Here is a 15,725-nt window from a genome sequence, read left to right as displayed (position 1 = left end):
GATGCCTATCTGCATGAAATCGCCAAACATTTTGATTGTACGGCAGCCGCCGTTTGCTATGCACTCAAACAGATGGGGATGACGCGAAAAAAAGACCACCACTTACAAAGAACAAGACCCGGCCAAAGTACGCATTATTTGACACAGCTGGCCGAATTTTCTGACTACCAACGTGTTTATTTGGATGAAACAGGATTTGACCGCTACCTGTTCCGTCCTATGCCCGCAGCCCGAAAGGGCAAATAGTGAAAGCGCAGATAAGTGGAAAAAGATACCGACGCTTATCTCTGGTGTCCGCACAAGTCGGCAACCGGCTGTTGCTCCGATGGTTTATCAAAATACGATGACCGGAGTCTTTTTTGAAGTGTGGTTTCAGCAATGCCTACTGCCTGCATTGACTCAAAAATCGGTGATTATTTTAGATAATGCACGATTTCACCGTATGGGTGTCTTACGGAAAATGGCGGAAAAATGGGGACATAAGGTATTGCCTCTTGCGCCTTATTCACCTGAGCTCAACCCGATTGAGAAGGTGTGGGCGAATATTAAGCGGTATCTGCGAACCGTATTGTCTGATTACGCCCGATTTGACGATGCGCTACTGTCCTATTTTAATTTTAATTGACTATAGATGCGACAACCTAACTACAAAGAAAACAATTTTTGTAATTTCACACTCTGATGAAGCAAGTGAGGGTAGTGTAGGATCAGACTCACGTTCTTGCAAGGGTACTCAGTATTCCCCTGTGCCAGTCACGAATCTTAAAGGTAACGGTTCTACGACTATTATGCATCCTATTGGCTATGAACATTTTAATATTTATACACATGGATTTTGGGGACTTTACGATAGCATGGGAAGCACTAGTGATATTTACAATCAGTTAAATAAACATGATGGAGTCAAATAATATGACTAAATATTTCAATACGGAAAGCTATTATAAAATATTATTATTACAAATAATATTTACAATACCAGCCTTGATAATATTTATACAATTTATCACTTCAAAACTTATTTTAGGAATATATGGCATATTTTTTTATATTTTATAGAAATACTAAGCGGAATAATTGGATTATTTTGTTGCATCCTCATCTTATTTTGCAAGAGAAAAAATATTATTGTTATACTAACAAGTATAATTATATGCGAATTCAATATATTTTCCATTCTAAGATTTAATCCTAATGGTATATATAATTATTATTGTCATATATGTGAATATATATTTCAAATTGCATCCTAAAAAAATCCTAAAATTATTTACAATGATTCATTTGAAAAAGCTGTTGGTCTTTCCTCTGTAGTATCAGCAGCCAACCAAGCCAAGGAAGGTAAGTTTAGTGCTTGTGTATACGCAGTAGATGTGACGTCTGGTATGGCAGGAATACGCTTCTCACAATTAAGTTCAAAACTTAAATTAACCGCTGGTGTGGGATTAGCTGCTAGTTCTGGAGCCTTCTCTGACTATGTTTGTCAAGGTAAATCAGCAAGTGAAACTCTTAAAGGAGTGCCTGGCAATATTGCAGGTGCAGTAACAGGCGACCGCCTAGGAAAAATGGGTATGGGAGATTTTAGGCAAACTATAGGTTTAGAGATAAAAAAAGAATTTACAAATAGGAGCATAAATCAAGCAGAAAAACTGGGGACACCAAGTAAAAAACGGTAATCTAGAATTGAAATGAGAGATTATTAATGAAAAATAAATTTTTTCTAACAATTTATATTGTATCAATTGCTTTAGCTCTTTCTTCTTGCAATTACTTTGAACAAAAAAAGGTCGTAACTTGTGAGCCAATGGACAGCTTACCTAAGTTAGAACAGTGTGCCCAAAATAATGATATACAGAGCCAATATAACCTAGGAGCGCGATATTTGAATGGCGTGGAAGCACCCAAAGATTTAGAAAAAGCATTTTATTGGACCGAAAAAGCGGCCAAACAAGGTTATACCGCAGCAGAATCTAATTTGGGATGGCTATATTCCATTGGTGGAGGGGGCAAAAAAGATGAAAAAAAAGCAATTGAATGGACACAAAAAGCAATCAAAAAAGGGGATGTAATCGCCTATTCAAATTTAGGTTATTTTTACAGTCATGGGATAGGAGTACCTATTGATTTCAAAAAAGTGTGGAATATTACCAGATTGCTGCAAATCAAGGAGTAGCAGAAGCCTATCAGAATTTAGGAGTGGCTTACTTAAATGGCAAAGGTGTGCCAAAAAATACCCAAAAAGCTTTAGACATGATGAAGAAAGCTATCGATGGGGGTAGCCAAACTGCTATTTACAATTTGGGAAACATTTATTCTTCAATAGGAAAAAATGAGGAGGCAATTTTGTGGCTTCGGAAGGCAGCTGAATTAAATCTTGTCTTTGCTCAGGCTGATTTAGCAGGAAAGTTGGCTGAAAGCGCCAAAACAGAAGCTGAAAAACAGGAAGCTAAGCAATGGTTAGAAAAAGCTCTGGCTCAAAATGAACCCTACGCTTATGCCGCAGCCGGCGTATTGTACTCTGAAAAAAATAATGTCTTCCCCATCAATGAGAAAAAAGCTTATGAGTATTATATGAAGGCAGCTGAATTAGGAGAAGAACAGGCCCAAACTCTCTTGGCATTGTGGTATTGGGAAGGAAGATATGTACCAAAAGACGAAATAAAAGCAGTGGAATGGTTTGAACGTGCAGCCAATAACGGTGAAATCAAAGCTGCTAGAAAATTAATAGAAATATATGAGCAAGGTAGCAAAAATATTCCAAAAAATAAAGCCAGAAAGCAATATTGGGAAAGCAAACTGACCGTCATTGAGTGAGTAAGCGTAGATTAGGTAAAAAACCTAACTTTCACAAAGGTCTTCCGAAAACTTTTAGACGACCTAATTTAGGTACTTACAGTTGCACCAAAATTGCCACGAAGAAAATGGTTAGTTTGTTATCTAATTCAGATACTGAAATACAAAATTCTCATTTTCATTTAGGTGTAAAGGTAGGAATGACTTACTTTCCTATGGGCATGGCGCCGCATCATACAATTTATAAATCATACAGTTGGTTTTTCATACTATTAGAATAGCTAGGGGTAAACTAAAGATATTCATGATCAAATTGAGAATATTAAAAAAATGAAGCAAAAAAATTACTTCTTACTGATTGCTCAAATTTTGCTAAATCTTCCGTCATTGATATTTTTGACCGTATGGCTCATAAAAATAACAATAGTGATGGATGCAGAATTATTTTCATATTTACTTACATTCATTAAATTATCAAGCTATATTGCAAGTCTGTTTTCAGTAGCTACTCTGATAAATTTACTCTTTATAAGAAATATGAAAACCTTACCAATTTCGGTACCCATAAGTATATTTACATTATTATTCAGTGCATATACCTTAAGTTCATATGCCTGCAATTCTTTTTATGGATATTACATGTGTTTGGTTCGTGATTATATTTTTAAAATCATTCACTAAATAACAAGCATAATCCAAATAAGCAAGTGTAAGTTAGATTTAAATAAAGGTCGTCTGAAAAACTTTCAGACGACCTATCAAATACAGATTAAAAAGTAGGCTACTGCTTTGATAATAACGCCTGCAACAAACTGTTTCGATGAGCTATTTAGCTTGTACGCGCTTAATGGCTTTTCCTCATAGTGATAAGTCTGACTTGAACTGAATTTCCTTAGTTATCCGTGACAGCCCTTTGATTAAAACAGCAATTCGCCTTAAAAAGGTGTATCCATGAAGAAATTTATTAAATTAGCTTTAATCTCTTTAGGCACGCTATCTGCAATTATATTTATACCATTAATAATATTAATGTTCAGCTATGATCAACATGATGATTTCTATTACAAAACTCCTGATGAGTTTTTAAATTCCAAATCATTTTCTTGGTACATTGATATTTTTCCCAAAAGCAGTCGCAATATATTCTTGAGGACTTTTGTTGAAACAAATGGAATGATCGTTATTTTTGAAGCAAATAAAGCGGATGAAATACCTCTTTCTCAACTTTATCCTATAACTTCAACAGGGATAGACTATTTAAAAGACTTCAATATTCCTACTTCCCAAAAACAACCTTTTTTGGATAATGGTAAATTATATTGTTATTTTTATTCAAACAACTCTCCTTATTTGGTCAGTAAATACTATTCAAACAATCCTGATCTAGTACATTATATGTTTACATCACTCCGACCCAAGGAGGCTTTAGAGCTTTGTCCTTCAAATACCGTTAAAACACATTAGATCAATCCTGATTCAAATACCATCTCAGGTTTAGGATTCAAAAAACCATTATATTTTCTTCATATACTGAAACATGGGCATCAATTCTATTATTAATATCTACTTGCCAAGTATTGCTTTATTCATTCTTTTTATTTTTCTTGTTATTGAGTGGAAAAACGACGTAGAACTGAGAAAAAGAATGAAAGATATGAATTTCTTTGAAAGAAATTATATTTTCCCTAATTATTTTTATATATATACTGCAATATGGACAATAACTCTATTAATACTACTTATTCATGAACCATTTTTTTATTTTATGTTTTTATTTTGTTTATTATTCTCTGGAGGATTTATTCATACCGAAAGAAAAACAAGTCAATTGAGAAGTTTGATGTATGGAATGTATTACGGAACTCTATTTGTTCTCATAATCTGGTTGATTAATTTAAAACTGAATATAATTTCTTTACCTGATTAACAGGTACGGGGAGATTGCGCTGGAAATCCGACATTTTTAGGTAATTTGATGACCTTACTCCAAACTGCTTGTTTTTTTTTTATGAGAATATATTTGAATAAACATCGTAACGCTTTATGTAAAGCCCCTGTCCTGATGGTAAAAAACTGGGACAGACATTACGGATAAAGTTTCATGCGGAGAAATCTTGTATGCCTCAACCTCAGGTTATTTCAAATAATTCCCCTTTGAAAGGGAAATATTATGTTTCTTAATAGCAAATAATATTGTTTGGGAATTTATCCTTCAATAGATTATTGAGATCTGAATTTCCGTTAAAAAGGTCGTCTGAAAACCGTTTAAATCCAGTTAAACCGGTTTTCAGACGACCTCTTATGTTGGAAATCGCGTTTACTTCAACGCTGCCAGACAATCCTTCACTAATGCCGGGCCTTTATAAATCATGCCGCTGTACACTTGGACGGCGGTTGCGCCGAGACGGATTTTTTCTGCGGCATCCTTGCCGTTCATAATGCCGCCTACGCCGATAATCGGCAGCTTGCCGTCTATGTGTTCCGCCAATGTTTTCAGCACTTGGTTGCTTTTTTCGCGCACGGGCAGGCCGCTTAGGCCGCCCTGCTCGCCTGCGAGCGGATGGCTGCCGAGGCTTGATTTGTCGATGGTGGTATTGGTGGCGATGATGCCGTCCATTTCGACGGATTTGACGACGTGGGCGATGTCTTCGATTTGTGCTTCATCTAAATCGGGAGCGATTTTGACGGCGAGTGGGACGTATTTTCCGTGCGCGGCGGCAAGCTGCGCCTGTTTGTTTTTCAGGGCTTCGAGTAGCGCGCTCAGTTCGTCGCCGCCTTGCAGTGCGCGGAGGTTTTTAGTGTTGGGAGAGGAAATATTGACGGTAATGTAACTTGCGTGTGCGTAGGCTTTTTCGAGGCAGATTAAATAGTCGTCGGCGGCGTTTTCGATGGGGGTTACGGCGTTTTTGCCGATGTTGATGCCCAACACGCCTTGATAACGGCTTTTTTCGATGTTTTGAATCATGGCGTCAATACCGTGGTTGTTGAAGCCCATGCGGTTGATGATGCCTTGGTGTTCGGGAACGCGGAAGAGGCGCGGCTGCGGGTTGCCGGGCTGCGGTTTGGGCGTGACCGTGCCGATTTCGAGGAAGCCGAAACCGAGTGCGCCCAATGCGTCTATGTATTCGCCGTTTTTATCGAGTCCGGCAGCCAGCCCGACCGGATTGGGCAGGTTGATGCCCATGAGTTTGACGGGCTTGGTTCGGTTGTCGAAAATCGGAAGTAAACCGAGTTTATAAACTTTGTTGAGCGCGTCGAGGGTGAAATGGTGGGCTTTTTCGGCATCGAGTTTGAACAGCAGGCTGCGGGCTAGGGAATACATGGGGTTCTTTCGGATGATTGGCAAACCGCCGTATTTTACCCGAAACTGTTACTCGCCTGCGAAAAGGTCGTCTGAAACCTGATTTCCGGTTTCAGACGACCTTTTCTGCTTTATCCGTGCAAGCGTTTTGTTCAACTCAACAGCATTTCCTGCATCAGCTTCATGCCCCATTGCCAGCCGCCGAGTGCGCCGTTGAGCGTGCCAGAGTGTGGCGACAGGAGGAGGCGGGCGTTCCACAGGTTTGCCCGTTCTTCCGCCCAGTTGCGCAGCGTGCCGTTTTGTTCGGCGATGACAAGCGCGGTGCGGCAGGGGCAACGGACGCGCTGGAAGGTGTGTATTTCATCGTCGGGGAAGGTTTCGGGGCGCGGCGAGACGAGGATGATGTTGACGATCTTTTTCTGCGTCAGGATGTCGGTTTGGTAGAGCCATGCCAAAAAGGCGGACACGCCTGCACCGTGAGCGACGACGGCGATGTGTTCGCCGCTGATGCCTGCAAACGCCATCTGAAGGTTTGCCTGCCATTGGGCGATGCTTTGGCTGGCGGAAGCGGCAGCGGTTTGGACGACGGGATAGCTGACCGCCCAGCGGTCTATCCACATTTCCGCCTCGTCCGCGTCGCGTATCAAGAAAAGCGTCAGGTCTTCGAGTTCGAAAGTTCGCATTTCAGACGACCTATTTGAGCAAATCTTTGAGCGTAAAGGTAATCAAGAGCACGGCGGGGACACTTAAAACGGCGCAGGTGGCGAGGCAGATCAGGATGTTGGCAATCAACCGCCAGCCTTTCCAGCCGAAACACTTGGCGGCAATCATGAGGCAGGGCAGCGAAAACAGCAGCCACACCAACGCCCAAAGCGGATTGGCGCGGGTCATTTCAACCCAGCCGGACATCCGCGCCAGCATGAATATCGTCCACACCAGCATAGGCAGTACAAACGCGGCGACCACCCATGCCGCGCCTATGCCGGTTTTACCGTTCACATTCCAATCGTATTTGCCGAAAACTTTATTGGGCAGCATAGTCGTACTCCACTACCAAAGGTGCATGGTCGGAAAATTTCTCGTCTTTATAAACATGCGCGGACACCGCTTTGGCGGCAAGTTCGGGCGTAACCATCTGATAGTCGATGCGCCATCCGACATCTTTCGCATACGCCTGTCCGCGGTTGCTCCACCAAGTGTAGCCCGGATTGTCGGGATAAAGCGTGCGCCACATATCCGTCCAGCCGAGCGTATGGATGACTTTGCCTATCCATTCGCGCTCTTCCGGCAGGAAGCCTGAGTTTTTCTGGTTGCCTTTCCAGTTTTTCAGGTCGATGTTTTGGTGGGCAATGTTCCAGTCGCCGCAAACGACAATGTCGCGCCCCTCCGCCTTCATGGCTTCAAGCATGGGATAGAATGCATCTAAAAAGCGGTATTTCAATTCCTGCCGCTCCGGCGCGCTGGTGCCGCTGGGCAGATAAAGCGAAATCACCGACAGCTTGCCGAAATCGCAGCGCACAAACCGCCCTTCCCTGTCGAATTCTTCAATGCCCATACCGATTTGCACATTGTCAGGCGCGCGTTTGCTGTACACCGCCACGCCGCTGTAACCGCGTTTTTCGGCGCAATGCCAATGGCCGTGCATCCCGTGCGGATTCTTCATTTCGTCGGACAAATCGGCTTCCTGCGCTTTGAGTTCCTGCACGCAGACAATGTCCGCGCCCGATGCGGCGATGTATTCGTAAAATCCTTTTTTGTAGGCGGAGCGGATGCCGTTGACGTTGGCGGAGATGATTTTCAGCATAATTTTGTGCTTTGGAATATTGGTTTGAGGAAAAAAACGGATTGTAACCGATATAGAGGAGTCGCTACAAAACCGCTCTTTCTTTTCGCTGCAACTGTTTGTGAACGCTTCAACATTGCCTTTGCGAGTCAACCATAAAAATAGGTCGTCTGAAAACGGATAACCAAACCGTTTTCAGACGACCTTTCCCCTTGGGGTGGTTCGACGATTCAAAATTTTGTGCTTTTTTCGTTTTTAAATACTTTCTGCTTGAGTAACAAGGCCCGTAAGATGACCAACTTTACCGTGCCGTTGCTACACATTTGATATTTATGCCGAAAGTCGTGAAATTTTGAGTGTCTGCACCCCTTGTAAAAAAGTAAATGCAACTTTCACTTTTTATTGTTTTTGGCCGGCAAACGTCCCTACGATTTTACCGACCTGATAAACACCTGCTGTCTCTGCGGCTGCGGAACCGAAGAAACCGCCGTGTATTTCTGCCGTCGGGGTGACGGAAGAAAATCTGTTGCCGTTGATATCCGCATCAACGGTGAGCGTTTTGTTGAAATAGCCGAGGCTGCCGCTGACTTTTTTGCTTTCGAAATCGGCAGTCAGACGGCCTGTACCGTATGCCTGCGCCAGAGTACCGCGCACGCTGACGGTCGATACGTCGTAAACCGCCTGTCCGATTTTCGGCATTTCTGCTTCACGGGTAAAATTACCGTTGAAGAAAGCGTAATTGTTTTGCGATGCGGTCTTCACGATGCCGGCAACCGCATCGGGTGTGCTGTGGTGCAGGACATAATTGCCGCCAAAATTGGCAAGGCGTTTATTCTCCGAACCGCCGACGCTGTCCTGCCAGCCGTTTTTAAAACTCTCGCCTTGTACGGCTGCAAGATCAACCTCTACGCCTTCGACGGTAATCTTGTTCCAATCGGCATGATTGAATGCCACTGCGGAATCAGAAGCATTGGTTCCGCTGAAAAATTGTTTGCCGGATTCCGGTTTTTCCGACTTTACAGCTACCGGCAATGCGGAAGCTGCGTCTGCCGAGGGCAGGGCTTGGGCAGATTTTGGAGCCTGTGTCGGCGTGGATTGCGTACTGGGGGAGGAGCTGCCGCCACCGCAGGCAGATAAGGCTGCAACACACATCAAAGCAAGATATTTTTTCATAATTTTGTTCTTAAAATTGTTATCTGACGAAGACAGGAACGCATTCTAAGCACAAACAATATGACTTTGTAATAAATATGCCAAACGAGCATTTTTTACGACCAACGGCAATAATAAAGGCCGTCATAAAGTACTCATTTACTTTTCAGACGACCTTCTAACAACCTTTTTATCAGCGTTCAGCTACATTGTTGGCGCAAAGCTTTGTCACGCTCCATCTGCACATTAATCTTATTCACCAAGTCCTTATCCAACAATTGGCTCTCATAATGATCCTGCACCGCATCCAAAGTTTGGATACAGGCGGCTTTGTTGTTTGCCTGACGGTAAGCATCGGCAGCATCGTTGGTGGCAGTCACTGTTTCAATCGGATTAAGGAAGTCGCCGCACTGTTTCAGATAATTTTGTTTGATGTCCGCAGCCTGTTCGAATTTTCCTGAACGTAAGGTCGTCTGAAAACGGTTTTCCATCTTTTTGACACCTTGTTGCGAACAAACCTGCGGCAGTTTGTAATACTCCGACGGGAAAGATACGCCCGCGCCGCAATAATTTTCGCAGCCTTCGGCATCCACATTTACCTCATCCCCCTTGAATTGAAACGATATTTGGCAGCCTTCCCCATCTTTCCAAACCTTATTCTTATCCATTTTGCCTTGCGCGCCACATATATGCCCGCGTTCGTTGGCAGATTCAATATTGAACTGATTGCCGTTGATTTTCAGCCAATCGTGGGCAATGGGCTGTTTCGTTCTGTACTCCGCGGCAAATGCCACGCTGCCCATACTCATCGCCAAAACCAAACATAAAATCTTTTTCATAGATATTCCTTTTCATTAAACAATACAGCCTGCCTGCAAAAGAGGTCTAAATAGTACCCATACCTATTAGGCAAAGCCAGTTTGCTATAATACTACCATTTTTATTCTCACCGACATCCGCCCGTACCATGCCCCATCCCGACTTCTCCCAAACCCTCTCCAAAGACCGCCACTTCCTACGTTCCGCCTTCAAAAATCCCAACAAATACGGCGGCTTGTCCAAAGTCGAAGAAAAATACCGAAAATCGCACGACCTCTATCTGCAACGCCTGTCCAAACTGCCCAAACCCGAGTTCGACAACACCCTGCCCGTTCACGAAAAGCTCGAAGAAATCAAAAAAGCCATTGCCGAAAATCAGGTAACGATTATTTGCGGCGAAACCGGTTCGGGCAAAACCACGCAGTTGCCCAAGATTTGTTTGGAACTCGGACGCGGGGCGGCGGGGCTAATCGGGCATACCCAGCCGCGCCGTTTGGCCGCGCGCTCAGTGGCGGAGCGGATTGCCGAAGAGTTGAAATCCGAAATCGGCAGTGCGGTCGGCTATAAAGTGCGCTTCACCGACCACACCTCGTGCGATGCCTGCGTCAAGCTGATGACCGACGGCATCCTGCTGGCGGAAACGCAGACCGACCGTTATCTCGCCGCCTACGACACGATTATCATCGACGAAGCGCACGAACGCAGCCTGAACATCGACTTCCTCTTGGGCTACCTGAAACAGCTTCTACCACGCCGCCCCGATTTGAAAGTCATCATCACCTCGGCAACCATAGACGCAGAACGCTTCTCCCAACACTTCAACGGCGCGCCCGTACTGGAAGTGAGCGGGCGCACCTATCCCGTCGAAATCCTCTACCGCCCGCTGACCAGCAAAGACGAAGACGACGCGGAAGTCGAGTTGACCGACGCGATTGTCGATGCGGCGGACGAATTGGCGCGACACGGCGAAGGCGATATTTTGGTGTTCCTGCCGGGCGAACGCGAAATCCGCGAAGCCGCCGAAGCCTTGCGCAAATCCACACTGCGCCGCAACGACGAAATCCTGCCCCTGTTCGCACGCCTGCCGCATGCCGAACAGCACAAAATCTTTCACCCTTCGGGCGTAAAACGCCGCATCGTGTTAGCAACCAACGTCGCCGAAACCTCGCTCACCGTGCCGGGCATCAAATACGTCATCGACACCGGCCTCGCGCGTGTCAAACGCTATTCCGCACGGGCGAAAGTGGAGCAGCTTCATGTCGAAAAAATCTCCCAAGCCGCCGCCCGCCAACGCTCCGGCCGCTGCGGCCGCGTCTCCGCAGGCGTGTGTATCCGACTGTTTTCAGAAGAAGATTTCAACAGCCGCACCGAATTCACCGACCCCGAAATCGTCCGCAGCAACCTCGCCGCCGTCATCCTACGCATGGCAGCGTTGAAACTCGGCGACGTGGCGGCATTCCCATTTTTAGAAATGCCTGATTCGCGGTATATCAATGATGGGTTTCAGGTGTTGCTGGAATTGGGGGCAGTTAATGAACACAACGGACTGACCAAACTCGGCGAACAAATGGCGCGCTTGCCCATCGACCCGAAAATCGCGCGCATTTTGTTGGCGGCGAAGAAGCACGACTGCATGGCGGAAATATTGGTGATCGCGTCCGCGCTGTCGATTCAAGACCCGCGCGAGCGGCCGCTGGAGGCGCGCGATGCCGCCGCCAAGGTGCACGAGCGTTTTACCGACAAGCAGTCCGATTTCCTTGCCTATCTGAACATTTGGGACAGTTTCCAGCGCGAGCGCGATAAAGGCTTGTCTAACAAGCAGCTGGTGCAGTGGTGCCGCCAATATTTCCTGTCGCACCTGCGGATGCGCGAATGGCGCGAGCTGCACCACCAGCTTGCCCAAACCGCGATTGAAATGGGTTTGACCACCAAGGAAGCGGCTTTCAGACGACCTCCCGAAGTCAAGCAACTTACGTCGTCTGAAAACCAAGGCGACCAAGACCTATCCGCCAAACTCAAACAAAAACAACTGGATAAGAAGCAACACCGCGCCCAAATCCGCGCCGCCAAAGAAGCGGGCTACGAACAAATCCACCGCGCCCTGCTCACCGGCCTCATCGCCAACGTCGGCATGAAATCACCCGAAGGCAACGACTACACCGGCGCGCGCGGCAGCCGCTTCCACCTTTTCCCCGCCTCCGCCCTGTTCAAAGCCAAACCCAAATGGGTGATGGCGGCAGAACTCGTTGAAACAACAAAACTTTATGCCCGCGATGTGGCCGCCATCCAGCCCGAATGGATCGAGCAGGAAGCGCCGCACCTCGTCCGCTACCACTATTTCGAACCGCACTGGGAACAAAAACGCGGCGAAGTCATCGCCAGCGAACGGGTAACGCTCTACGGCCTGACCGTCTTGCCGCGCCGCCCCGTGTCCTACGGCAGAATCGCCCCCGAAGAAGCGCGCGAAATCTTTATCCGCAGCGCGCTGGTGGCGCAGGAATGCGATTTGAAAGCAGACTTTTTTGTCCACAACAAAAAGCTGATTAAGGAAATTACCGAACTCGAACACAAATCGCGCAAGCAAGACGTGCTGGTCGATGATGAAGCGCTGTTTGCGTTTTATCACGAACGGCTGCCCGATTTTTATACGGCGGATGCGGTTTCAGACGGCCTGCGTCCTACAAACCCTCAGCAAACTACCCCCTCCCCCGTGGGGGAGGGTCGGGGAGAGGGCAAAACAGTTGCCGCCCAAACCAACTTTTCCGCAACCGCAGCAAGCCCTCTCCCTAACCCTCTCCCACAGGAGAGAGAACAAAGTGCCGCAATTTCAACGGTTTCAGACGACCCCAAAGCCCAAAGGCTACCTGAAAACTCCCTATGCTACGCCAACGGTCAACCGATACTGCTGGGTGACCGTGTAACTATCGACAGCAGACAATGGCACGGCAAAATCGTTGCCTTGATTGCCGAGCAGCAATGCGACCCGTCCATCGGTTCCGCCGAAAAATGGGCAACATTACAAAGTGGCGTAATGGCGCGATTTGACGAAGCCGGCTTGGTGCATTATCCCGATGCTGAGACTGCCGGCGAACTCATCTTATTGGCACGCGCGGATGCAGCAGATGTCCTAAAATCTCAAAAGCACAACGTAGAATGTGTGGCGCAAGCCACGCACGCGGATTCTAAAGATACGGACAACCGCGTGCGTGAACCGAGTTCACCCACCCTACAAAACTTTTCAGACGACCCCAAACCCAAAACCCCAAAAAATCGTCTGAAACCCCTCCCCCTCGCCGACATCCGCACCTTCCAAGCCTGGCTCAAAACCGCCGAGCGCGACAACCCGCGCCTGTTGTTCCTCAGCCGCGACGACCTCATGCAGCACGCCGCCGCGCACATTACCGAAGAACAATTCCCCAAACACTGGCAAACCGCAGACGGCAAATTCAAACTCAGCTACCGCTTCGAGCCGCACCACCCGCTCGACGGCGTTACCCTCACCCTGCCGCTCACCGTCCTCAACCGCATCAGCCCCGCTTCCCTCGAATGGCTCGTGCCCGGCATGATACGCGAAAAAATCCAGCTACAAATCAAAGCACTGCCCAAACAAATCCGCCGCATCTGCGTGCCCGTGCCCGAATTCATCACCCAATTTTTAAGCCAAAACCCCGACCGCAACGCCCCCATCCTGCCCCAACTCGCCCAAGCCATCGCCAAAACCGCAGGCGACATCCGCATACTGGAGCAAATCAACCAAGACGAATGGGCCGCGTTCAGGCTGCCCGAACACTGCTATTTCAACCTCCGCATCATCGACGACGGCGGACAAGAATTAGCCATGGGGCGTGATTTAATCCAAATCCAACAACAACTTGGCAAAGCCGCCGCCACCACCTTCCGCGACAACACCCAAGAATTCGAGCGCGACAACGTTACCGCATGGGACATCGGCACCCTGCCCGAATCCATCAAATTCGCCCGCGGCAAACAACAGCTCACCGGCTACCTCGGCCTGCAAAAAGAAAAAGACGGCCGCATCGCCCTGCGCCTGTTCGACACGTCCGACGCCGCCGAACAAGCCCACAGATTAGGCGTGATAGAACTCATGAAACTACAACTAAAAGAACAAGTTAAAGACCTGAACAAAGGCATCCAAGGCTTCACCCAAGCCGCCATGCTGCTCAAACACATCAACGCCGACACCCTGCGCGACGACCTTACCCAAGCCGTCTGCGACCGCGCCTTTATCGGCGAAGACGAACTGCCGCGCAACGAAAAAGCCTTCAAAGAACAAATCAAACGCGCCCGCAGCCGCCTGCCCGCCGTCAAAGAAACCCTCAGCCGCTACTTGCAGGAAACCGCCGCCGCCTACGCCGAACTCAACGGCAAACTTGGCAAACACCCGCTCACCCACCTCCTAAGACTACGCCTGCAAACCCTGCTCGCCGCCGGCTTCGCCTCCCGCACCCCGTGGGCGCAATGGCCACGCCTCCCCATCTACCTCAAAGCCATGACCCTGCGCCTCGAAAAATACAGCGGCAACCCCGCCCGCGACGCAGCCCGCGAAGCCGATATTCAAGAGCTGGAACAAATGTGGCAGGAAAAAACCGACGGCTTGGTGAAACAAGGACAACCCGTTTCAGACGATCTCGCCGCGTTTAGATGGATGATTGAAGAATTGAGAGTGTCGCTGTTCGCGCAGGAATTGAAGACGCCGTATCCGGTGTCGGTGAAGAGACTGTTGAAGGTGTGGGAAACGAAGGAGAAATGAATAAAAATGACCCACAAATTTTCGGGCTGCTTGCAAAATGAACAACCTTGCCAACCATCTTAATCAATTACAGAATAAATTTTTACTACCCTTATTCATTATTTAGTACATAATGGAATCAAAAAACAATTTTCTGATACACTTAGGAATAGATAATGCATAAATAAGCATTATTTACCGTAATTTTCACATCAATATAAAACTACAATTACTCTTGTTGTTTTATTAAAAATAGTCTTTGTATCTAAAAAGGCAGCCTAAATATGATTAAACGTATTACCTTTACACAATATCGACGCTTAAAAGCCCCCTTAGAATTAGAATTTTGCAATCATATCAATATTATTTCAGGATTAAACGGGACGTGTAAATCATCTATCCTATATCTCATCAGCAATGCATTCCAAGCAGAAAAATCCACTAATACTCAATTAGTACCCGCAAGTGAATTGAAAGTGATTAACAATATTTCTGCTCAAGTCAATGCAAAAATCGAATTGTTGACAAAAGGTGATAAGGAATACAACGACCCTGCCCCTGGACAGCGTGGTGAATTATTTAAAGTATATTATAGCGATGGGCAGTCTATTGAATTTAGAAGGCACAATAATGCGGACAATGCCCACTCACGCTTTCGGCTCATTCCTCAATATTCATCTTCCCAAAACCAAAGCTTGCCAACCTTACGTACAGTTTATTTAAGTTTAGCTAGATTGCTACCTTTCGGGGAAATGAAGAACGATACTCCTGTCAAAGGGGTAAGAAAAGAGTTGCCTGAAGAATATAATGTAATTTTCTATCAGTTAGTCCAGCATATAACTGGCATCAAAATAATTGAATCAACCCCTCAGATTATCGCAAATATTAAAACTCGAACTGAATATTTGACCGATACTGAAGGCATCGACTCCAATACAGCATCAGTTGGTGAAGATAATGCGATTATTATCTTAAAAAATTTGGTACTGCTTCGCTATTACTACGAAAATGCTCCAAGTCTGCATAATATCGACCAACCTGCGTCCATTTTGTTAATTGACGAAATGGACGCAACGCTTCACCCTGCTATGCAATTGCGTCTGCTTCATACCTTAATTGAATATTCT

At 46.4% G+C, this 15,725-nt stretch carries 11 protein-coding genes and 2 pseudogenes; 7 read left to right on the top strand and 6 right to left on the bottom strand.

The features are described from left to right. From HMPREF1051_RS11085 to HMPREF1051_RS11070, 5 genes and pseudogenes are all read left to right on the top strand, one after another. Positions 1–625 (top strand): annotated as a pseudogene (locus HMPREF1051_RS11085) (transposase); the annotation flags it as partial. Between the two features lie 760 nt (positions 626–1,385). After that, the gene (locus HMPREF1051_RS14620; RefSeq protein WP_155815324.1) at positions 1,386–1,676 is read left to right on the top strand and encodes a hypothetical protein; all 291 of its coding nucleotides are present in this window, start codon (positions 1,386–1,388) and stop codon (positions 1,674–1,676) included. A 26-nt stretch (positions 1,677–1,702) separates the two neighbouring features. Next, positions 1,703–2,173 (top strand): tetratricopeptide repeat protein, encoded by a 471-nt coding sequence (locus tag HMPREF1051_RS11080; RefSeq protein WP_050901448.1) that lies wholly within the window; start codon positions 1,703–1,705, stop codon positions 2,171–2,173. Then, positions 2,137–2,814 carry a tetratricopeptide repeat protein gene (locus HMPREF1051_RS11075; protein WP_003780495.1) on the top strand — a complete coding sequence of 226 codons (678 nt, stop codon included), beginning with the start codon at positions 2,137–2,139 and terminating at the stop codon, positions 2,812–2,814. Before HMPREF1051_RS11080 ends, HMPREF1051_RS11075 begins: the two co-directional genes overlap by 37 nt. A gap of 930 nt (positions 2,815–3,744) precedes the next feature. After that, complete coding sequence (locus tag HMPREF1051_RS11070; RefSeq protein WP_003768672.1) at positions 3,745–4,257, top strand: hypothetical protein; 513 nt, start codon at positions 3,745–3,747, stop codon at positions 4,255–4,257. An 853-nt stretch (positions 4,258–5,110) separates the two neighbouring features. Here the strand turns inward: HMPREF1051_RS11070 and HMPREF1051_RS11060 are convergent. The 6 genes from HMPREF1051_RS11060 to HMPREF1051_RS11035 all read right to left on the bottom strand — a co-directional run bounded on the left by HMPREF1051_RS11060 (position 5,111) and on the right by HMPREF1051_RS11035 (position 9,868). Next, a complete protein-coding gene (locus HMPREF1051_RS11060) occupies positions 5,111–6,115 on the bottom strand; it encodes a quinone-dependent dihydroorotate dehydrogenase (RefSeq protein WP_003768690.1) in 1,005 nt (334 codons plus the stop codon). Positions 6,116–6,246: 131 nt separating this feature from the next. Beyond that, positions 6,247–6,777, bottom strand: coding sequence for an alpha/beta hydrolase (locus HMPREF1051_RS11055; RefSeq protein WP_003768694.1), 531 nt, complete (start codon positions 6,775–6,777; stop codon positions 6,247–6,249). 10 nt (positions 6,778–6,787) lie between these two features. After that, positions 6,788–7,132 carry a hypothetical protein gene (locus HMPREF1051_RS11050; protein WP_003768688.1) on the bottom strand — a complete coding sequence of 115 codons (345 nt, stop codon included), beginning with the start codon at positions 7,130–7,132 and terminating at the stop codon, positions 6,788–6,790. Next, positions 7,119–7,898, bottom strand: coding sequence for an exodeoxyribonuclease III (locus tag HMPREF1051_RS11045; RefSeq protein WP_003758273.1), 780 nt, complete (start codon positions 7,896–7,898; stop codon positions 7,119–7,121). Before HMPREF1051_RS11045 ends, HMPREF1051_RS11050 begins: the two co-directional genes overlap by 14 nt. 378 nt (positions 7,899–8,276) lie before the next feature. Continuing rightward, positions 8,277–9,050 (bottom strand): transferrin-binding protein-like solute binding protein, encoded by a 774-nt coding sequence (locus HMPREF1051_RS11040; protein ID WP_003768681.1) that lies wholly within the window; start codon positions 9,048–9,050, stop codon positions 8,277–8,279. A gap of 179 nt (positions 9,051–9,229) precedes the next feature. Further along, positions 9,230–9,868 carry an acid shock protein gene (locus HMPREF1051_RS11035; protein WP_003768700.1) on the bottom strand — a complete coding sequence of 213 codons (639 nt, stop codon included), beginning with the start codon at positions 9,866–9,868 and terminating at the stop codon, positions 9,230–9,232. 128 nt (positions 9,869–9,996) lie between these two features. Here HMPREF1051_RS11035 and hrpA point away from each other — a divergent pair, with 128 nt between their 5' ends. Both hrpA and HMPREF1051_RS11025 read left to right on the top strand, forming a co-directional pair. Further along, complete coding sequence (gene hrpA / locus HMPREF1051_RS11030) at positions 9,997–14,619, top strand: ATP-dependent RNA helicase HrpA (RefSeq protein WP_003768676.1); 4,623 nt, start codon at positions 9,997–9,999, stop codon at positions 14,617–14,619. A gap of 263 nt (positions 14,620–14,882) precedes the next feature. Further along, a pseudogene (locus HMPREF1051_RS11025) lies at positions 14,883–15,725 on the top strand (ATP-binding protein); the annotation flags it as partial.

Origin of the sequence: Neisseria sicca VK64, assembly GCF_000260655.1 — a bacterium.
Taxonomy (GTDB): Bacteria; Pseudomonadota; Gammaproteobacteria; order Burkholderiales; family Neisseriaceae; genus Neisseria; species Neisseria sicca_B.
This window is presented reverse-complemented; position numbering and strand designations above follow the sequence as displayed.